The sequence below is a fragment of the Nonomuraea rhodomycinica genome, assembly GCF_013363995.1.
Lineage (GTDB): Bacteria > Actinomycetota > Actinomycetes > Streptosporangiales > Streptosporangiaceae > Nonomuraea > Nonomuraea rhodomycinica.
In genome coordinates, this window is sequence record NZ_JABWGO010000003.1 from 172,766 (window position 1) to 193,579 (window position 20,814).

General features: G+C 72.1%; 15 protein-coding genes. 10 read left to right on the forward strand and 5 right to left on the reverse strand.

Annotated features, from left to right (window positions below):
- Positions 1-15: 15 nt before the first annotated feature.
- Together HT134_RS16590 and HT134_RS16595 are read right to left on the reverse strand one after the other, a co-directional pair.
- The gene (locus tag HT134_RS16590; protein WP_175601285.1) at positions 16-564 is read right to left on the reverse strand and encodes a hypothetical protein; all 549 of its coding nucleotides are present in this window, start codon (positions 562-564) and stop codon (positions 16-18) included.
- 191 nt (positions 565-755) lie between these two features.
- Positions 756-1,610 (reverse strand): PAC2 family protein, encoded by an 855-nt coding sequence (locus HT134_RS16595; RefSeq protein ID WP_175601286.1) that lies wholly within the window; start codon positions 1,608-1,610, stop codon positions 756-758.
- Between the two features lie 226 nt (positions 1,611-1,836).
- Between HT134_RS16595 and metH the strand changes: the two genes are divergently transcribed.
- The 8 genes from metH to HT134_RS16635 all read left to right on the forward strand — a co-directional run bounded on the left by metH (position 1,837) and on the right by HT134_RS16635 (position 13,251).
- Complete coding sequence (metH, locus tag HT134_RS16600) at positions 1,837-5,304, forward strand: methionine synthase (protein WP_175601287.1); 3,468 nt, start codon at positions 1,837-1,839, stop codon at positions 5,302-5,304.
- A 280-nt stretch (positions 5,305-5,584) separates the two neighbouring features.
- Positions 5,585-6,229: an HAD family hydrolase gene (locus tag HT134_RS16605; RefSeq protein WP_175601288.1), complete on the forward strand. Its 645-nt coding sequence runs from the start codon at positions 5,585-5,587 to the stop codon at positions 6,227-6,229.
- Between the two features lie 219 nt (positions 6,230-6,448).
- Positions 6,449-6,958, forward strand: coding sequence for a cellulose synthase (locus HT134_RS16610; RefSeq protein ID WP_175601289.1), 510 nt, complete (start codon positions 6,449-6,451; stop codon positions 6,956-6,958).
- A gap of 254 nt (positions 6,959-7,212) precedes the next feature.
- Positions 7,213-8,211 carry an ABC transporter permease gene (locus tag HT134_RS16615; RefSeq protein WP_175601290.1) on the forward strand — a complete coding sequence of 333 codons (999 nt, stop codon included), beginning with the start codon at positions 7,213-7,215 and terminating at the stop codon, positions 8,209-8,211.
- 58 nt (positions 8,212-8,269) lie between these two features.
- Positions 8,270-10,036, forward strand: coding sequence for an ABC transporter substrate-binding protein (locus tag HT134_RS16620; RefSeq protein WP_175601291.1), 1,767 nt, complete (start codon positions 8,270-8,272; stop codon positions 10,034-10,036).
- 94 nt (positions 10,037-10,130) lie between these two features.
- Complete coding sequence (locus HT134_RS16625; protein WP_175601292.1) at positions 10,131-11,144, forward strand: ABC transporter permease; 1,014 nt, start codon at positions 10,131-10,133, stop codon at positions 11,142-11,144.
- Positions 11,141-12,169, forward strand: a complete 1,029-nt coding sequence (locus tag HT134_RS16630; protein ID WP_175601293.1) for an ABC transporter ATP-binding protein — start codon at positions 11,141-11,143, stop codon at positions 12,167-12,169. Before HT134_RS16625 ends, HT134_RS16630 begins: the two co-directional genes overlap by 4 nt.
- Before the next feature lie 80 nt (positions 12,170-12,249).
- On the forward strand, positions 12,250-13,251 hold the full coding sequence (locus tag HT134_RS16635; protein ID WP_246364543.1) for an ABC transporter ATP-binding protein: 1,002 nt from the start codon (positions 12,250-12,252) through the stop codon (positions 13,249-13,251).
- 154 nt (positions 13,252-13,405) lie between these two features.
- On the opposite strand, the gene HT134_RS16640 is transcribed toward HT134_RS16635, so the two are convergent.
- The 3 genes from HT134_RS16640 to HT134_RS16650 all read right to left on the reverse strand — a co-directional run bounded on the left by HT134_RS16640 (position 13,406) and on the right by HT134_RS16650 (position 16,677).
- Positions 13,406-14,089, reverse strand: coding sequence for a response regulator (locus HT134_RS16640; RefSeq protein WP_175601295.1), 684 nt, complete (start codon positions 14,087-14,089; stop codon positions 13,406-13,408).
- Positions 14,086-15,345, reverse strand: a complete 1,260-nt coding sequence (locus HT134_RS16645) for a sensor histidine kinase (protein WP_175601296.1) — start codon at positions 15,343-15,345, stop codon at positions 14,086-14,088. The genes HT134_RS16640 and HT134_RS16645 overlap by 4 nt, the downstream gene beginning before the upstream one ends.
- A 471-nt stretch (positions 15,346-15,816) precedes the next feature.
- On the reverse strand, positions 15,817-16,677 hold the full coding sequence (locus HT134_RS16650; protein ID WP_175601297.1) for a RecB family exonuclease: 861 nt from the start codon (positions 16,675-16,677) through the stop codon (positions 15,817-15,819).
- A gap of 114 nt (positions 16,678-16,791) precedes the next feature.
- On the opposite strand from HT134_RS16650, the gene HT134_RS16655 reads away from it, so the two are divergent.
- Positions 16,792-17,928 carry a site-2 protease family protein gene (locus HT134_RS16655; protein ID WP_312888167.1) on the forward strand — a complete coding sequence of 379 codons (1,137 nt, stop codon included), beginning with the start codon at positions 16,792-16,794 and terminating at the stop codon, positions 17,926-17,928.
- A 676-nt stretch (positions 17,929-18,604) separates the two neighbouring features.
- The gene (locus HT134_RS16660; RefSeq protein WP_175601298.1) at positions 18,605-20,233 is read left to right on the forward strand and encodes an FHA domain-containing protein; all 1,629 of its coding nucleotides are present in this window, start codon (positions 18,605-18,607) and stop codon (positions 20,231-20,233) included.
- The last annotated feature ends 581 nt before the right edge of the window (positions 20,234-20,814 follow it).

Here is a 20,814-nt window from a genome sequence, read left to right on the forward strand (position 1 = left end):
CAGGACGGGCCGGGGTCAGGGAGGCGGCTCCAGGCGGAGTTCGCGGACGATCTCCTCGGCGCTCGCCTCGCGCGGCGGCACCATGTCCGCCCCCACGAACAGCTCGATGTAGGCCCGGTGGAAGCACCCCGCGAGCAGCAGCCGCGCGCTCGCCCCCGGGTCCACGCCGGCCGCCACCCGCCCGAGCCGCCGCTCCTCCTCCAGGTACGCGGCCAGCGGCGCCACCTCCGCCTCCGGCCCGAACCCCGCGGCGCGCAGCGCCTCGCGGACGCGCACCGTCACGTTCGGCGTGCTGAACGCGGGCAGCGCCGCAGCCTGCACCTCCAGGTGGTAGTCCAGGCCCGCCCGCGCCACCGGCACGAGGTTGCCCGTGACCGTGCCGCGCCCGGCGTGGTGGGTCAGGTCGTGCAGCACGCTCAGCCAGAACGGCAGGCGGTACTGCAGCAGCGCGAGGAAGTGGTCGACAGAGCCGCCCGGGGGCCCGTCGCGCAGGGAGAGCGCCATCTCCAGGACGCGTCGCCTGGCGTCCTGGCTTCGCTGGTGCGGGTCTACGTGAGATGTCACCATGGGGGGCCTTACGTGGGCGGTCACGTGGAAGGTGCGGGGTGACGCCCCTGTGACCGGCGCACGCCCGACTACCCTGGCTCAGCCTCGTCCAGGCCCGGGCCGGAAAGGGGACCGGCTCGCCCTGGCCGTCGTACGGCCCTGATTATGACCCGAAAGCCGCCCGGCAGGCGCGGCCGTAATGCTGGAAGTTAGCTGTCAGTATCGGTGTCGCGATGCCGGAGGTACCGCTCGAACTCCGCCGCGATCGCGTCGCCGCTGGCCTCGGGGAGCTCCGCCGCGTCCTTGCGATCCTCCAGCTCCTTGACGTATTCGGCCACCTCGCTGTCCTGGGAGGCCAGCTCGTCGACGCCGCGCTCCCACGCGCGCGCCTCCTCGTCGAGGTCGCCGAGCGGCATCGGGATGTCGAGGACGTCCTCCAGGCGGCGCAGCAGCGCCAGCGTCGCCTTCGGGTTGGGCGGCTGGGCGACGTAGTGGGGCACCGACGCCCACAGCGACACGGCCTTCATCCCGGCCTCGCCGAAGGCGTGCTGGAGCACCCCCACGATGCCCGTGGGGCCCTCGTAGCGGCTCAGCTCCAGGTTGGTCGAGCGGGCCAGCTCCTCGTCGGTCGCGCCGCCCAGGATCGGCACCGGGCGGGTGTGCGGGGAGTCGTTGAGCAGCGCGCCCAGCATGACGGCCAGCTCCACGCCCAGCTCGCGGCAGACCTCGATGATGTCGGCGCAGAACGAGCGCCAGCGCATGTTGGGCTCGATGCCCCGCAGCAGCACCACGTCGCGCTCCAGGCCCGGCGGGCGGGCGTGGTAGAGCCGGGTGGTCGGCCACACGATCGACCGGGTCAGCCCGTCGCCCATCTCCACGACCGGCCGGGTGACCTGGAAGTCGTAGTAGTCGTCGGGGTCGAGCGCGACCAGCGGCTCGGCCTTCCACGCGGACTCGAGGTGGGCGATCACACCGCTGGATGCCTCGCCCGCGTCGTTCCACCCCTCGAACGCGGCGATGAGCACCGGGTCGACGAGCTCGGGGAGCCCTTCGAGCTCTATCATGTGTCGCCTCCTCTCTTCTCCGTCCCGCTAAGCCTATGCGGTGAGGAGCCGCTCATGTCACCGAGTGGCGATGATCAGCTTTACCAGACCCGGCCCCGGCCGCGCACCATCCGCGAGCGCCGGGATCCCGTCACGGCGCCCGCGGAGCACGGGCCCGCGATCCTTGATGATCGAAAACCCGTGTCCGCTCGAGTCCGGCTCCAGCGCAGCCGATAAGCTGAGCGCCATGAGCAGCTCCGCGTCCGCCTTCCGTGAAGCCCTGTCCCAGCGAGTGATCGTCGCCGACGGCGCCATGGGCACGATGCTTCAGGCCCAGGACCCGACGCTCGACGACTTCCAGGGCCACGAGGGCTGCAACGAGGTGCTCAACGTGACCCGCCCCGACATCGTCGCGGGCGTCCACGACGCCTACTTCGCCGTCGGCGTCGACTGCGTCGAGACCAACACCTTCGGCGCCAACCTCGCCGCCCTCGGCGAGTACGACATCTCCGACCGGGTCTTCGAGTACTCCGAGGCGGGCGCCCGCATCGCCCGGGAGCGGGCCGACCACTGGTCCACCCCCGACCGGCCGCGCTTCGTGCTCGGCTCCATGGGCCCCGGCACCAAGCTGCCGACCCTCGGCCACCTGCCGTACGCGAGCCTGCGCGACGCCTACCGCGACAACGCCGCCGGCCTGATCGCGGGCGGCGCCGACGCCCTCATCATCGAGACCTGCCAGGACCTCCTCCAGGTCAAGGCGGCCGTCGTCGGCGCCAAGCGGGCCGCGGAGGCCGCCGGCCGCGACGTGCCGATCATCGCCCAGGTGACGATCGAGACCAACGGCGCGATGCTGCTCGGCTCCGAGATCGGCGCCGCGCTCACCGCGATCGAGCCGCTCGGCGTCGACGTGATCGGCCTCAACTGCGCCACCGGCCCCGCCGAGATGAGCGAGCACCTGCGCTACCTCGCCCGCCACTCCCGGCTCAAGCTGTCCTGCATGCCCAACGCGGGCCTGCCGGTGCTGACCTCCGACGGCGCCTACTACCCGCTGAGCGCCGAGGAGCTCGCCGACGCCCACGACTCCTTCGCCCGCGACTACGGCCTGTCGATGGTCGGCGGCTGCTGCGGCACCACGCCCGAGCACCTGCGCCAGGTCGTGGAGCGGGTCCGCGGCCGCGAGCCCGCCGCCCGCCGCCCGCACCCGGAGCCGGGCGCCTCCTCGCTCTACCAGACCGTCCCGTTCCGGCAGGACACCTCCTACCTGGCCATCGGCGAGCGGTGCAACACCAACGGCTCCAAGGCGTTCCGCGAGGCCATGCTGGCGGGCCGCTGGGACGACTGCGTCGAGATGGCGCGCGACCAGGCCCGCGACGGCGCCCACATGCTCGACCTGTGCGTCGACTACGTCGGCCGCGACGGCGCCGGCGACATGCGCGAGCTGGCCTTCCGCTTCGCCACCGCCTCCACGCTGCCGATCATGCTCGACTCCACCGAGCCGGCGGTGCTCCAGGCCGGCCTGGAGATGCTCGGCGGGCGCGCCGCCGTCAACTCCGTCAACTACGAGGACGGCGACGGCCCCGACTCCCGCTTCCAGAAGATCATGCGGCTGGTCCGCGAGCACGGCGCGGCCGTGGTCGCCCTCACCATCGACGAGGAGGGCCAGGCCCGCACCGCCGAGCACAAGATCCGCGTCGCGACCCGCCTCATCGAGGACCTCGTCGGCAACTGGGGCATGCGGGTCGAGGACATCATCGTCGACTGCCTGACCTTCCCCATCGCCACCGGCCAGGAGGAGACCCGCCGCGACGGCCTGGAGACCATCGAGGCCATCCGCGAGCTCAAGCGCCGCTACCCGGGCGTGCAGACCACGCTCGGCCTGTCCAACATCTCCTTCGGCCTCAACCCGGCCGCGCGCATGGTGCTCAACTCGGTGTTCCTCAACGAGTGCGTCAACGCCGGCCTCGACTCGGCGATCGTCCACGCCTCCAAGATCCTGCCGATGGCCCGCATCCCCGACGAGCAGCGCCAGGTCGCCCTCGACATGGTCTACGACCGGCGCCGCGACGGCTACGACCCGCTGCAGCGGTTCATGGACCTGTTCGAGGGCGTCGACGCCGCCGCCATGCGGGCCGGCAAGGCCGAGGAGCTGGCCGCGCTGCCGCTGTGGGAGCGGCTCAAGCGGCGCATCATCGACGGCGAGCGCAAGGGCCTGGAGGCCGACCTCGACACCGGCCTGCAGCAGCGACCCGCCCTGGAGATCATCAACGACGTGCTGCTCGACGGCATGAAGACGGTCGGCGAGCTGTTCGGCTCCGGCCAGATGCAGCTGCCGTTCGTGCTCCAGTCGGCCGAGGTGATGAAGGCGGCCGTCGCCTACCTGGAGCCCCACATGGACCGGGTGGAGGGCGAGACGAAGGGCCGCATCGTGCTGGCCACCGTCAAGGGCGACGTCCACGACATCGGCAAGAACCTCGTCGACATCATCCTGTCCAACAACGGCTACCAGGTCGTCAACCTCGGCATCAAGCAGCCGGTCTCGGCGATCCTGGAGGCGGCCGACGACCACAAGGCCGACGTCATCGGCATGTCGGGCCTGCTGGTGAAGTCGACGGTCATCATGAAGGAGAACCTGGAGGAGATGAACTCCAGGGGCCTGTCCGACAAGTACCCGGTGCTGCTGGGCGGCGCCGCGCTCACCCGCGCCTACGTCGAGCAGGACCTCGCCGAGCTGTTCGAGGGCGAGGTGCGTTACGCCCGCGACGCGTTCGAGGGGCTGCGGCTCATGGACTCGTTCATGGCCGTCAAGCGCGGCGTGGCCGGCGCGACGCTGCCGCCGCTGCGCGAGCGCCGCGTCAAGACCGGCGCGGTGCTCCAGCGCACCCCCGTCGAGGAGCTGCCCGCCCGCTCCGACGTGGCCGCCGACAACCCCCTGCCGAAGGCGCCGTTCCTCGGCGACCGCATCGTCAAGGGCATCTCGCTGACCGAGTACGCCGCCTTCCTCGACGAGCGGGCGCTGTTCCTCGGCCAGTGGGGGCTCAAGCCGACCCGCGGCGGCGACGGCCCCGGCTACGACGAGCTGGTCGAGACCGAGGGCCGGCCGCGGCTGCGCATGTGGCTCGACCGCATCCAGACCGAGGGCCTGCTGGAGGCCGCCGTCGTCTACGGGTACTTCCCGTGCGTCAGCGACGGCGACTCGCTGATCATCCTGGACGACGCCGGCAACGAGCGCACCCGCTTCACCTTCCCGCGCCAGCGCCGCGACCGGCACCTGTGCCTGTCCGACTTCTTCCGTTCGCGCGAGTCGGGCGAGACGGACGTGGTGGCGTTCCAGGTGGCCACGATGGGCGGCAAGATCTCCGAGGCCACGGCCGAGCTGTTCGCCAAGGACGCCTACCGCGACTACCTGGAGCTGCACGGCCTGTCGGTCCAGCTCACCGAGGCGCTGGCCGAGTACTGGCACGCCCGGGTCCGGGCCGAGCTCGGCATCGGCGGCGAGGAGTCGCTGGACGACATGCTCAAGGTCAACATCCAGGGCTGCCGGTACTCGTTCGGCTACCCGGCCTGCCCCAACCTGGAGGACCAGGTGCAGCTGTTCGAGCTGCTGTCGCCCGAGCGCATCGGGGTCAGCCTGTCGGAGGAGTTCCAGCTCCACCCCGAGCAGGCCACCTCCGCCCTGGTCGCCCACCACCCCGAGGCCAAGTACTTCAACGTCTGACCCGGCCCACCCCGCCGGCCGCTCGGGGCCTGACACGGCGCGGGGACTCCGCGGGCGCGGGGTCCCCGGCCGCGTGCGGGATCCGCCGGTGGGGCGACCCCGGCGGTCGTCCACCGCCCGGCTACGGGTACGGTCGGATGTCCGGCCCGGATCGCGGCCCGGGCCCGTGAGCACGCCCGTGAGGGCCCCCACGGGCCGGACCCGCGGCCGGACCCTCGACCCCGTGCCCGGCGCCGCCCGCCGGGCCGCCCGGCACCCGTCAGCGACCGATCGGAGACGCATGCAAGCCGCCCTGTTCGACATGGACGGCCTCCTCGTCGACACCGAGAAGGTGTGGCTGGAGATCGAGACCGCCGTGATGGCCCGGCTCGGCGCCCCCTGGTCCGCCGAGCACCAGGCGCACCTGCTCGGCGGCTCCATGGAGCGCACGGTCGCGTACATGCTGGAGGTCTCCGGCGCTGACGTGCCGCCCGCGACCCTGTGGCAGTGGATGGTCGACGGCATGGTCGGCGCGCTGGCCGAGGGCGTGCAGGTGATGCCCGGGGCGGCCGAGCTGCTCGACGGGCTGCGCGCCGAGGGCGTTCCGGTGGCGCTGGTCACCTCCTCGCTCAAGGACATCGCGGACGCCGTGCTGAAGGCCGTGGGCCGCGACCGCTTCGACGCCGTCGTCACGGCCGACGACGTGACCCGCACCAAGCCCGACCCGGAGCCGTACCTGACGGCCGCCCGGCTGCTCGGGGTGTCGCCGGTGCGCTGCGTGGTGCTGGAGGACTCTCCCACGGGCGTCGCGGCCGCCACGGCGGCCGGCTGCGCGGTCGTCGCGGTGCCGAGCGTCCTGCCCGTCGAGCCCGCCCCGGGCCGCCTGGTGGTCTCCTCGCTGACCGAGGTCACGATCGACGACCTGCGCGCCCTCCTCCCGGCCTGAACCCCGGCCCGCTCCGGCTCACGCCCCCTTCCCGCTCACGCCCCCTTCCCGCGTCCGCCCTCCCTAGGTCCGGTCCTGGGACGTATGCCGTCCCGGAACCCGGGGAATCCCTGAGATGCCTGGATCGTCCCCCTAAGGGAGAAGTGGTCCTCGCGGAGGAGCGGCCGCGGCGCGCCCGCGTGCCAGGATGGGGACGTAGCCGAGACGAGGGGTGGACGGATGCCCGGACAGATCGCGACCTGGTTCCCGCTGTGCGTCGGGTTGACCGCCGTGGGGCTGGTGCTCAGCTTCCTGGCCTTCCGGCGCAGGGGAGCCGCGGCGGGCATGCGGACGGCGGCCTGGGCCCTGCTGCCCCTGGCGGCCTACCTGACCGGGGCGCTGCAGGCGTTGTGGACGATCGGCGCGACGGTCGTGGGCTTCGTGACGAGTCTGGTGTTCAGCCCGCTCGTGTGGGCCGGCGTCGCGGTGGCGGGGCTGTCCGTGGTGCTGTTCGTGGCCTCCGGCGTGCTGCGGGGCCGAGCGCTGTCCCGCGACGGCGAGCAGCGCAAGGGCGGCAAGGGCGGCAAGGGTGCCAAGGAGGCCCCGGCGGGCCCGGCGCAGGGTCCGGCGGTCGCCGGCGGGCGGCCCGCCCAGACGGGCAAGCCTGCGGTCGAGGCCCCGGCCAAGCGCAAGAGCGACGACGACTTCTCCGACATCGAGGACATCCTCCGGCGCCGCGGTATCAAGTGACTAGGCTTGTGTCACAGGTTCGGGACAGAATCGCGATCGCTTCCTGACATCCCGTTCAAGATCGATACGAATGAGTTTCGCGTCAGTCACAGTTGAGCCACATCAGTCGATGAGGGGCTGGTCACACCAGCTCAGGCCATAGATTCTGCCTCCTGGGGCCGCGACACCGCGGTCCGCCAAAGCATGGGCGTCCACCCTGACCGGGACCGCGCCGCACACGGACGACGTCGTCTGGAATCCAGGGGGCTACTGGCATGACCGCACCGCTCGATCTGCCGGAATCGGCTGTCGAGGCCGGACCGGAGACCGTTCTTGAAGGGGCGGGGTCTTCAGCCATCCGGGGGCGTTCCCTCGGTCAGATCGCCTGGATGCGCCTCAGGCGCGATCGCGTCGCCATGGCCGGCGGCATCGTCATCGTGCTGCTCATCCTGATCGCGATCTTCGCGCCGCTCATCGTGTCCTGGCTCGGCCACCCACCGGCCGAGTGGCACCGGGAGAAGATCGACCCGGCCATCCAGGCGCCGATCGGCGCGTTCGGCGGCATCAGCTGGGACTACCTGTTCGGTGTCGAGCCGACCACCGGCCGCGACCTGTTCAGCCGCATCCTGTACGGAGCGCGCATCTCCCTGCTGATCGCGTTCTTCGCGACCCTGCTCTGCGTGGTGCTCGGCACCGTGCTCGGGATGATCGCCGGCTTCTTCGGCGGCTGGATCGACACCATCATCAGCCGGGCCATGGACATCTTCCTGGCCTTCCCGCTGCTGGTGTTCGCACTGGCACTGGCGGGGGTGATCCCCGACAAGGCGTTCGGCATGTCGGGCGACACGCTCCGGATCAGCCTGCTGGTGTTCATCATCGGCTTCTTCAACTGGCCCTACATCGGCCGCATCATCCGGGGGCAGACCCTCTCGCTGCGAGAACGCGAGTTCGTCGACGCCTCCCGCAGCCTCGGCGCGCGCAACCACGTGATCCTGTTCAAGGAGATCCTGCCCAACCTGATCGCGCCGATCCTGGTCTACTCGACGCTGCTGATCCCGTCGAACATCCTTTTCGAGGCCGCGCTGTCCTTCCTGGGCGTGGGCGTGCGGCCGCCGACCCCGACGTGGGGAGGCATGCTCGCCGAGGCCGTCCACAACTACGACGTCGCCCCGAACTTCATGCTCTTCCCCGGTCTCGCGATCTTCGTCACCGTGCTGGCGTTCAACCTGCTCGGTGACGGCCTCAGGGACGCCTTCGATCCCAAGGCGCGCTAGACCTCGTGAGGTTCCCGCAAGTGCTACGAACTCCCAGATCAAGGGGTGTGTCAGGTCGATGAAGATAAGATCAACTGCGTCGGCGGTCGCGGTGACCGCCGCCCTCGCCCTGCTCGCCTCCGCGTGCGGTGGCGGCGGCGGTGGCTCCAAGAGCTCCACCGGCGGCGGCGACGCGGCGCCCGCCAGTCAGTACAACGCGGCGGTGACGCAGGTCGTCAACCCGTCGACGAAGACCGGCGGCACGCTCCGGATGGGCATGCCCGGTGACTTCGACTCGGTCGACCCGGGCGACATGTACTACGGCTACGCGTGGAACTTCGCCCGCTTCTACACGCGCGCGCTGACCATGTTCAAGCCGGTGCCGGGCGAGGAGGGCCTCCAGCTCGTCGGCGACCTCGCCGAGGACCTGGGCAAGCCCAGCGACGGCGGCAAGACCTGGACGTACAAGCTGCGCGAGGGCGTCAAGTTCGAGGACGGCACCCCGGTGACGTCCAAGGACGTGAAGTACGCCGTGGCCCGCTCCCTGGACAAGGACATCCTGCCCAGCGGCCCCACCTACTTCAACGACTGGCTCGACACGGGCGACTACACCGGCCCGTACAAGATGAAGGGCAAGCTCGACGACTGGAAGGGCATCGAGACGCCCGACGACCGGACGATCGTCTTCCACCTGAAGAAGGCGTACGGCGGTTTCGACTACTTCGCCATGCTCCCGCAGACGGCCCCCGTGCCCGAGGCCAAGGACACCGGCTCGAAGTACAAGGAGCACCCGGTCTCGACCGGCCCCTACATGTTCAAGGCGCACGAGCTCACCAAGCGCATCGAGCTCGTGAAGAACCCGAACTGGGACGCGGCGACCGACCCGAACCGCAAGCAGCTCAACGACTCCATCGAGGTGCTGCTCGGCCAGAACGAGGACGACCTCGACCAGCGCCTGCTGTCCGGCAAGATCGACGTCAAGGTCAACAGCACCGGCGTCGCGGCCAACGCCCGCAAGACGGTCCTGACCGACGACAAGGTCAAGCAGTACGCCGACTCGGCCCTGATCGACCGGACCTGGTTCACCAACATCAACGGTGACGTCAAGCCGTTCGACAACATCCACTGCCGCAAGGCGGTCCTCTACGCGGCCGACCGCTCGGCCATCCAGGGCGCCTACGGCGGCCCCGACGCCGGTGGCGACGTCGCCCTGAGCCTCATGCCGCCGAAGATGACCGGCTACCAGAAGATCGACCCGTACGGCGTCGAGGCCAACCCGGCCGGCGACGTCGCGAAGGCCAAGGAGGAGCTGGCGGCCTGCGGCCAGCCCAACGGCTTCAGCACCACCATCTCCTTCCGCAACGAGCGCGCCGCCGAGAAGCAGACCGCCGAGGCGCTGCAGCAGTCGCTCGGCCGCGTGGGCATCAAGCTGGACCTGAAGGGCTACCCGCAGGGTGACTACTTCAAGCTGTACGCCGGCAAGCCCGACTTCGCCAAGAAGAACGGCCTGGGCCTCATGGTCTACGGCTGGGGCGCCGACTACCCCGAGGGCTTCGGCTTCTTCCAGCAGATCGTGGACAGCCGGGTCATCCGTCCCGCCGGTAACACCAACCTCGGCGTGAAGGACCCCAAGATCGACGAGCTGATCGACCAGGCGGCGGCCGAGACGGACGCCACCAAGCGCGGCGCCATCTGGGCCCAGGTCGACAAGCAGGTCATGGACTCGGCCTTCATCCTGCCCTACGTGTGGGCGCACGGCCTGTTCTACCGGCCGCCCACACTGAAGAACGTCTTCGTCAGCCAGAACTGGGGCATGTACGAGTTCCTCACGCTGAGCACCCAGTAGCACCCGGCCGGCAGTCCCGCCGGAACGTCCGTCGAAAGCAGGTGAAGGCTTGGGCGGCCGGGCCCACAAGGCCCGGCCGCCGTGGCCGAGATCAGTGTTCACATACATTGTCAGACGGTTGATAGCGGCCGTCATGCTGCTCTTCGTGGTGAGCATCGCGACGTTCGCCATCTTCTTCCTCGTGCCTCGGCTCGCTGGCATGTCTGCTGACGACCTCGCCTCCCGGTACGTGGGCAAGGCGGCCAACGCCCAGGTCATCCACGACACGGCCATCCGGCTCGGCTTCAACGACCCGGTCATCGTGCAGTACGGGCGGTTCGTCAAGGGCATCTTCACCGGTGTCGACCGCAACTACGGCCCCGGCGTCGAGCACTGCCCGGCCCCCTGCCTGGGCTACTCGTACGTGACCCAGAACCCCGTCCTGCCCGACATCCTCAACCGGCTGCCCATCACGCTGTCACTGGCGCTCGGCGCGGCCGTCGTGTGGGTCATCTTCGGCGTGGCGACCGGCGTGGTCTCCGCGCTGCGGCGGGGCAGCTTCTTCGACCGCCTGTCCATGGGCATCGCCCTGGCCGGCGTCTCGCTGCCGATCTTCTTCACCGGCATCGTGTCCCTGGCCATCTTCCGCGACCAGCTCGGCCTGGTCGGCGACGTGGCCGACTGGGTGCCGTTCTCCGAGGACCCGCTCACCTGGGCCAACAACCTGATCCTGCCCTGGGTGACGCTGGCCTTCCTGTACGCGGCCGGCTACGCCCGGCTCACCCGCGCCGGCATGCTGGAGACGATGTCGGAGGACTACATCCGCACGGCCCGGGCCAAGGGCCTGGCCGAACGGGTCGTGGTGCTCAAGCACGGCCTGCGCGCCACGCTCACGCCCGTGCTCACGATGTTCGGCCTCGACCTCGGACTGCTGCTCGGCGGCGCGGTGCTCACCGAGAGCACGTTCTCGCTGCCCGGCATCGGCAAGTACGCCGTCGACGCCATCAGCAACAACGACCTCCCCCAGGTGATGGGCGTCACGCTGATCGCGGCGGCCTTCATCATCCTGGCCAACCTGATCGTCGACCTGCTCTACGCGGTCGTCGACCCGAGGGTGAGGCTGGCGTGAGCCCCTTTCTCGACGTCAAAGACCTGAAGATCCACTTCCCGACCGACGACGGCCTGGTCAGGTCCGTGGACGGCGTGACCTTCAGCCTCGAACGCGGCAAGACGCTGGGCATCGTCGGCGAGTCCGGCTCCGGCAAGTCGGTCACCAGCCTGGGCATCCTCGGCCTGCACAAGGGCCGCGGCGCGAACATCTCCGGCGAGATCTGGCTCGACGGGGAGGAGCTCGTCGGCGCCTCGCAGGAGCACGTGCGCGGCCTGCGCGGCAAGAAGATGGCGATGATCTTCCAGGACCCGCTGTCGGCGATGCACCCCTTCTACACCGTCGGCGACCAGATCATCGAGGCCTACCGCATCCACAACAAGGTCTCCAAGGCCGTGGCGAAGAAGCACGCGATCGACATGCTGGGTCGCGTCGGCATCCCCGAGCCCGGCCGCCGCGTCGACTCCTACCCGCACGAGTTCTCCGGCGGCATGCGCCAGCGCGCCATGATCGCCATGGCGCTGTCGTGCGACCCCGAGCTGCTCATCGCCGACGAGCCGACCACCGCGCTCGACGTCACCGTGCAGGCCCAGATCCTCGACCTCATGCGCGACCTGCAGCGCGAGTTCGACTCCGCGCTCATCATCATCACCCACGACCTGGGCGTGGTCGCCGAGCTGTCCGACGACATCCTCGTCATGTACGGCGGCAAGTGCATCGAGTACGGCTCGGCCGACGACATCTTCTACCGTCCCGAGCACCCCTACACCTGGGGTCTCCTGGGGTCGATGCCCCGTCTCGACCGCGAGCCCACCGAACGGCTCCTCCCGATCAAGGGCAGCCCGCCGTCGCTCATCAACGTGCCGCCCGGCTGCGCCTTCCACCCGCGCTGCCCGTACGCCGAGCGCACCGGCGACAAGGCCCGCACCGTGGCGCCCGCGCTCGCCGAGACCGAGGGCGGCCACCTGGTGCGCTGCCACATGAGCCCGGCCGAGCGGCGCGCCCTGTGGGAGAACGAGATCAAGCCAGCGCTGGAGACCCCGTGACCGAGCCACAGACCCAGCCCGCGACGCAGGACGCGACCCAGCCCGCCCGGCAGGGCGAGCCGCTGCTGTCCGTCCGCGACATGGAGAAGCACTTCCCCGTCACCAAGGGCCTGTTCCAGCGCCAGGTCGGCGCCGTCAAGGCCGTCGACGGCATCAGCTTCGACGTCTACAAGGGCGAGACGCTCGGCCTGGTGGGGGAGTCCGGCTGCGGCAAGTCCACCACCGGCCGGCTGGTCACGCGGCTGCTGGAGCCCACGGGCGGCCAGGTCATGTTCGAGGGCCGCGACATCACGCACATGAGCCAGGGCCGGTTGCGGCCGCTCCGGCGCGACATGCAGATGATCTTCCAGGACCCGTACTCGTCGCTGAACCCCCGCCACACGGTCGGCGCCATCGTCGGCGCGCCGTTCCGCATCCAGGGCGTCCAGACCGAGCACGGCGTCAAGAAGGCCGTCCAGGACCTCCTCGAACTCGTCGGGCTCAACCCCGAGCACTACAACCGCTACCCGCACGAGTTCTCCGGCGGCCAGCGGCAGCGCATCGGCATCGCCCGCACGCTCGCGCTCAAGCCCAAGCTCATCATCGCCGACGAGCCGGTCTCGGCGCTCGACGTCTCCATCCAGGCGCAGGTGGTCAACCTGCTGGAGGACCTGCAGAACGAGCTCGACCTCACCTACGTGGTGATCGCGCACGACCTGTCGGTGGTCCGCCACATCAGCGACCGCGTGGCCGTCATGTACCTGGGCAAGATCGTCGAGATCGCCGACCGCAAGAGCCTGTACGCGACGCCCATGCACCCGTACACCAACGCCCTGCTGTCGGCCGTCCCGGTGCCCGACCCCCGGGGCCGCGCCGGGCGCGAGCGCATCCGCCTCACCGGCGACGTGCCGAGCCCGCTCAACCCGCCGCCCGCCTGCCGCTTCCACACCCGCTGCTGGAAGGCGCAGGAGATCTGCAAGAAGGTCGAGCCGCCGCTGGCGGAGCTGGCGAGCGGCCACCGCGTCGCCTGCCACTTCCCGGAGAACGCCCCCGGCACCCCGGACGTGCCGGCGGCCGGCAAGGACGAGCCGGTCACCGCCTGACCCACCGACAGCCCGCCTCCGGCAAGCCCGGGGGCGGGCTGTCGCATGCCGTCAGCCGGCCTCACGTGCCGTCAGCCGGCCTCACGTGCCGTCAGTCGGCCTCACGTGCCGTCAGTCGGCCTCGCGTGCGGTCAGCCGGCCGGAAGCCGGACAGTCAGGACAACGCGCCGGGAGTGATCAGCCCCGTCTCGTACGCCAGCACCACGGCCTGCACCCGGTCGCGCAGCCCGAGCTTGGTCAGCACGTTGCCCACGTGCGTCTTGACCGTGGTCTCGCTCACCACGAGCTTGGCCGCGATCTCCGCGTTGGACATGCCCTTGGCGATCAGCCGCAGCACCTCCAGCTCCCGCTCGGTCAGCCGGTCCAGCCGCGCCGGGGCGGGCTGCTCGTAGGCCGCCGGCAGCCGCGCCGCGAACCGGTCCAGCAGACGCCGGGTCACGCTGGGCGCCACGATCGCGTCGCCCGCCGCCACCACCCGGATCGCCTGCACCAGCTCGTCCGGCGGCACGTCCTTCAACAGGAAGCCCGACGCCCCCGCCCGCAGCGCCTCCACGATGTACTCGTCCAGGTCGAACGTCGTCAGCACCAGCACCTTCGGCACGTGCGACCCCGGAGCCGCCTCCCGCACGATCCGGCGGGTCGCCTCGATGCCGTCGACACCAGGCATGCGGATGTCCATGAGGACCACGTCCGGCAGCAGGGCCCGGGTCTGCTCCTGGGCGTCCTTGCCGTCGCCGGCCTGCCCCACCACCGTGATGTCCGGCTCGGCCTCGAGGATCAGGCGGAACCCCGTGCGCAGCAGCGGCTGGTCGTCCACCAGCAGCACCCTGATCGTCATTGTCCGTCCTTCAGCGGGAACCTCGCCCGCACCTCGAAACCGCCCCCCGGCCTCGGGCCGATGCTGAGAATTCCACCATAGAGCGCGACACGCTCGCGAATCCCCACCAATCCATGCCCCCTGCCCGCCCGCGTCTCCGCCTCCATGACCCCGGCGTCGTCGTCGCCGTTCCCGTCGTCGCCGTTCCGGCCGGCGCTGTTCCGGTCGGCACCGCCGTCGTGCGGGCCGCGCCCGTCGTCCTCGACGCGGACGTCCAGCTCGTGCGGCTCGTAGCGCACCGTCACCCGCGCCGTCGCGCCCGCCCCCGCGTGCCGCAGCGCGTTCGTCAGCCCCTCCTGGACCAGCCGGTACGCCGCCAGGTCCACGCCCGCCGGCACCGCCCCCGGCACGCCCTCCACCGTGAGCCCCGTCGCCAGCCCCGCCTCCCGCATCTGCTCCACCAGCGCCGGCAGGTCCCGCGTGCCCGGCTGCGGCCCCAGCTCGGCCCGCGCGCCCGCCCGCAGCACCCCGACGATGTTCCGCATCTCGGTCAGCGCCATCCGCCCGGTCTCCTCGATCGCCGTCAGCGCCTCGCCCGCCAGGCCGGGATCCGAGGCCAGCACCCGGCGCGCCGCCGACGCCTGGACGGTCATCACGCTCACGTGGTGGGCGACCACGTCGTGCAGCTCACGCGCGATCCGGGAGCGCTCCTCGGCCCGGGCCGCCCGCCGGTCGGCCGCGCGCGCCCGCTCCAGGCGCGCCGCCCGGTCCCTCAGCTCCTCCATGTACGCGCGGCGCAGCCGCAGGCTCCGCCCCACGCCCCACACCGCCACCAGCGCCACGACCACCACGAGGTGGTCGCTCCAGGCCACCGGCGCGCCGGCCCCCGCCGCCGCGGACGCCGCGTACAGCGCCAGCGCCAGCGCCAGAGCGCCCAGCGCCACCGCCAGCCCCCGATAGGCGGCCACCGAGTACAGCATCACCAGCCCGGCCGCCCCCGTCAGGCCCGTGCCGTACCCGAGGCCCTCCAGCGCCGTCTCGGGCACCAGGGCCGCGCACAGGCCGGTCAGCGGCCACCGCCGGCGCACCGCGACGGGCACGCACGCCAGCAGCACCAGCACGACGCCCAGCGCGTCCGGCTCCCGCAGCCCCTGCACCGGCACGCCGCGCGCCCCCGGACCCCAGAAGGTGAGCAGCGTCAGCGAGACGGCGGCCACGAGCACGGCGAGCAGGGCGTCACGCACCAGCAGCAGGCGCGGCCGCCCCCACACCCTCACGGACGGCTCCCGAGGCGGCCCGTCGTGCCGCCGAGCGGGACCCGCCCGCCGCCGCGCCGGGCAGGCGACCCCGGGCCGCGGACGGTCAAGGGACGCCCCGGGGGGCGCCGGCGGGGCGTGCACCCCTGGGACACGTTCGAGCCTCCCCGCGTGCCGTCACTGCTCCGCCCCGCCTCCACCGGCGGGGTGCCTGCCACTGTAAGGCCGCCCCACCCCGGCCGACCTCCTCCTACGGGAGGAACCGGCGCCCTCCCGCTCCCATGGCCGGAGAGGTCACGGGCGCGTGGCGGCGGGGGCGGCGAGGCCGGAGCCCGGGCCCGGGCCGGGGTCGTGACCACGGAGGCGGCCAAGGATGCGCGCCGTCACGGCGAGCACCCCGTGAGCCCTCACGACCGGCCATGACGGAGGCCCGCCGGCGTCGGCGCGTGCGCGTGACGCCGGCTGTGCCGTGACGACGAGAACCCGGAACCTCTACAGCTCGTCCGTCGCGGCGCGGCGGTTGCGGCGGACGGTGTCGCCCGGCTCGCGGGCCGGCACCGGCGGCGGCGTGCCGCCGAACTCCGGGCACAGCGCCTGATGGTCGCACCAGTCGCACAGCCGGCTGCGCCGCGCCCGCCACTCGCCCGACCGCAGCGCCCGCTCGATCGCCTCCCACAGCGCCCGCACCTTGCGCTCGGTGGCCAGCAGGTCGGCCTCGTCCGGCGCGTACCGCAGCACCTCGCCCTTGCCGCCCAGGTAGACGAGCTGCAGTAACCTCGGCACCTCGCCGCGCAGCCGCCACAGCACCAGCGCGTAGAACTTCATCTGGAACAGCGCCTTCGCCTCGAAGTCGGGCCCGGGCGCGCTGCCCGTCTTGTAGTCGACCACCCGCACCTCGCCGCTCGGCGCGACGTCGAGCCGGTCGACGTAGCCGCGCAGCATCAGCCCGCCCTCCAGCACCGCCTCGACGTACAGCTCCCGCTCGGCCGGCTCCAGCCGGGTCGGGTCCTCCAGCGTGAAGTAGCGCTCCAGCATGGCCCGCGCCTGCGCCAGCCACTCCCCCTGCTCGGCCTCGTCGGCGAACATCTCGGCGTACTGCGGCTCCTCGTCGAGCAGCCGCAGCCACTGCGGCTCCAGCAGCTCCAGGGCCGCCTGGACGGAGCGGGCCGGGGCGGGCAGGTCGTAGAGGCGCTCCAGCACGGCGTGGACCACCGTGCCGCGCACGGCCGCCGGCGACGGCCGCTCCGGCAACTGGTCGACCACGCGGAACCGGTAGAGGAGGGGACAGGTCATGAAGTCGCCCGCCCGGGACGGGGAGAGAGCTCCGATGATCACCGGATCGGTCAACGTCATGCACCGCACTCTAGGTCACTCCTCCGACAGAACCGCGACGGGGAAAGCGGGATCACCCCGTCCGGCGCGTAGCATCGAGGCAGCGACATCCCATGACGGACGGCGAGGAGTTCGGTGAGCGAGCAGAGCCCCCAGCAGGAGTTCTCGGGCCTGAGGATGGGAAAGCCGTTCGGCATCCCGGTGTACGTCTCCTGGACCTGGTTCATCGTCGCCGCCTTCATCACGTGGATGTACGGCAAGAACGTGCGCAACGCGCTGCCCGAGCTCGACGCGCCCGCCGCCTACGCCGTCGCCTTCGTCTTCGCGGTCCTGCTGTACGTGTCGGTGCTGCTGCACGAGCTGGCCCACAGCGTCCTGGCCAAGGCGTACGGCCTGCCGGTGCGGCGCATCACCCTCTACCTGCTCGGCGGCGTGTCCGAGATCGAGAAGGAGCCGCCCACGCCGGGCAAGGAGTTCATGGTCGCCGCGGCGGGGCCCGCGCTCTCGCTGGGGCTGGGCGGCGCCGGCCTGCTCGCCGACATATACCTCGTCACCGGCGGCGGCATCCCTCAGCAGCTGATCTGGCAACTCTGGATCTCCAACCTCATCGTCGGCGTCTTCAACCTGCTGCCGGGCCTGCCGCTCGACGGCGGCCGGATGCTGCGCGCCGGCGTGTGGAAGCTCACCAGCAAGCCCGGCACCGGCACCGTCGCCGCCGCCTGGGGCGGCCGGGTCCTGGCCGTGCTGCTCGTCGCCGCGTCGCTCGCCATGGCCGCGTGGGGCGGGCAGGGCATGGACTTCACCGGCATGATCTGGCCGCTGGTGCTGGCCTCCTTCATCTGGATGGGCGCCTCGCAGTCGCTGCGCGTGGCCCGCATCCGCGCCCGCATCCCGCAGGTCGACGCCCGTTCCCTGGCCCGGCGGGCGATCCCCGTCGCCGGCGACGTGCCGCTGGCCGAGGCGCTGCGCCAGGCCGGCGAGCGGCGGGCCGGGGCGCTCGTCGTCGTCGACCACGACGGCCGGCCCGTCGCGATCGTCAACGAGGCCGCCGTGCAGGCCACCCCGGAGCACCGCCGTCCCTGGGTGACCGTCGCCTCGCTGGCCAAGTCGCTGGAGCCGTCCATGATCCTCGCCGCCGACCTGACGGGCGAGCCGCTCATCGACGCCATGCGCGAGACCCCGGCGGGGGAGTACCTCCTGGTCGAGAGCAACGGCGAGATCTACGGCGTCCTGGCCACCTCCGACGTCAACCGCGTCTTCACCGGCGTCTGACCCCACCCCTGCCCTCTTGCCCTCTGCCCCCGGGCCCGCCTTGCCCCCTCTGCCCCCGGGCCCGCCTTGCCCCCTTGCCCCCTTGCCCCCTGCCCTCCGCTCTCTGCCCTCGGTCCGCCTGCCCCTTGCCCTCTGCTCTCTGCCGCCCCCGCCCGCCCGCCTGCCCCCGCCGCCGTCCGCCGGCGGGGCGGCCGGTCCCTGGGCGCCAGAACGGCGGTGACGTCCCGCGCGGCCGGTTCGCCACGGCTCTCCCGGACGGTTTCCCTGGACGGTTCTGGTGCGCTTCGCCCGGTCGGGCGGGATCTTCTGAGGGTGCGTCTGATTTGTCCTACTCGAATAACCGGCAGCCCCCGGCTAGTGTCGTAACTGGTGATCAGGCCGGATGCGCGCCGGCCCGGATCCCACCCCCGGCGGTTCGAGGAAGCGACGGCTGGCCGATAGTGTTCCGTTTGGCCGAACTCACAGACCGGAGGGGTTCGCCGCGGCCCGACGATCCGACGGATCGGCACCGCCTCGCCGTGGCGCTCCCCGCCGCTGGGACGCGTAAGGCTGGTGGCCAGCACGGCAGTGCGGGTGCCGTAATATCGCCGGCTTCCGGGGAGGAGAGTTGAGTGACCGAGCGCAGCGAGGGCACCGTTGAGCGTCAGCGCACCACCGTCGGCGTGAAGGAGGACTCATGACCGACCAGGGCTTCGGCGTGGTGCGTCCGCTCCCCGGCGACGGCCTCGTCGCCTGCCTCGGCGGGCTGCTGCTGGTCTGCGACGCGGGTGAGGCCGCCGCGGACGACCTGCTTGAGGCGTTGCGCTCGACGGCCGCCTCCGGCGGCGACGGCCGGGCCCTCGCCAGGCGCGCGGCCCAGGTGCTCGCCGCCAACATGACGGGCGACCCCGCCACCTGCGCGGTGGCCGGACCGGTCGGCGGCGGAGGCGTCGCCGTCCTCGTCAGCGGCTCGGCCGCCGCCGTCATCACCACCGCCGACGGCGATACCCGCCTGGCTGGCAGCGACTCGCTGACCTGGGCCGACCGGCTCATCGCCGGCCCCGTCGAGCGCGTGGAGCTCACCCTGCCCGGCGCCGGCACCCCGCATCCCGCCGTCCGCTTCGACGGCGGCGTCGTCCACGGCGGCGGCCTGTCCGGCGACTTCGGCGACCTCGGCGAGCAGGCCGCGCCCGCCCCGGCCCGGCAGCTCACCAGCGAGCTGCCGAACACCGCGCTGCACATGGAGCCCGACCTCATCCAGCCGCCCGCCCCCGAGCGCGCCCCGGTGAACCTGCCGCCCTACCCGATGTCGGGCGACCAGCCGCCGGCTGCCGCGCCGCAGGGCCCCGGCTTCCAGCCCGGGCCGCCCTCCGGGCCGCAGGCCGCCCCCTCTCCGGAGCCCGCGGGCACCGGGGCGTCCCTCGGCTTCCCGCCGCCGCCCGCCGAGCAGTCGCCCGCCTCGCCGTTCCAGCCGCTGCACGAGCAGCCGCAGCCCGGCGGCTACCCCAGCTACGACGAGCCCGCCCACACGCCCAACGGCGCCGGCGAGCCGTACGAGCAGCCGGGGCCGCCCGAGCCGCAGCCCGGCCCCCACCTGTCGGCCGTGCCCGACTACTTCGAGCCCGCCCAGCCCTCCGGCCCGCCCTCGGGCGACCACCCGGACCCGTACGACCAGTCCGGTCAGCCCCGATACGAGCAGGCCGGCCCGCCCGGATTCGACCAGTCCGGTCAGCCGGGGTACGAGCAGTCCGGTCAGCCCGGGTACGACCAGTCCGGCCCGCCCGGGTACGAGCAGCCGGGCCAGCCCGGACCGGGCCAGCACGGCGGCCAGGAGCAGCCCGAGCACGGCGACCGTCCGCTCGTCTACGGCGTCGACTGCAAGAACGACCACTTCAACGACCCGCGCTCGCCCTACTGCGCGGTCTGCGGCATCGCCCTGGTGCAGCGCACCCTCGTCCCGTACAAGGGGCCGCGCCCGTCGCTCGGGGTCCTCGTCCTTGACGACGGCACGACGCTGCCGCTGGAGAGCGACTACCTCCTCGGCCGCGACCCCGAGCGCGCCCCCGAGGTGGCCGGCGGCTCGGCCCGTCCCGCCAAGGTCACCAGCCCCGACGGCTCGGTCTCGCGCCGCCACCTGCGGGTGGCGCTCGACGGCTGGGACGTCAACCTGGTCGACCTCGGCTCGGTCAACGGCACCCAGATCCAGCCGCCGGGCGACCCCAACTTCTACGACATCCCGCCGAACGAGCCGGTCACGATCGCGCCCGGCACCACGGTCCGGGTGGGCGTGTCCCGCACGATGCGCTTCGAGCCCCACCGCACCTGACCGCCTGGATCGCCGGCGGTCCCACGACCGCCGGCGATCTCTCGAACAGACAGCGGCCGACCGACTGACAGCGGTCTACTGGCAGCGATCCGCCGACTTGGCAGCAAGCCGGCCTTCGGACCGGCGGCAGACACGGCAACGCGCGGCGGACCTTCGGACCGGCAGCAGCGGGACGTGTCGACCGACGGCAGACCTTCCGGCCGACGGCAGGCCTTCCGGCGGGCGGCCTTCCGGCGGGTGGCGACCTTCCGATCGGCGGACGCCTCCGGTCACCGAGCCCGCGCGACCACTTCAGGTCGCGCGGGCCTCGTCGTCCCGGCGCGCATTCCCCAGCGCGTGCTCCTTGGCACGCGCCTTCCACGCGCCTTCGGGGCACGCTCCTTCCGGGCGTCTTCCACGCACGCTCCCGGGCGTCTTCCACGCACGCTCCCGGGCGTCTTCCACGCACGCTCCCGGGCGTCTTCCGCGCGCTTCCGCACGTCTTCCGCGCGTGCTCCAACGCGAGACGGCGGCCCCCACAGCGCGCCGTGACGTGCAGGGCCCGCATCTGGGACGTGACCTGCAGGTCCGCAGCGCGACGT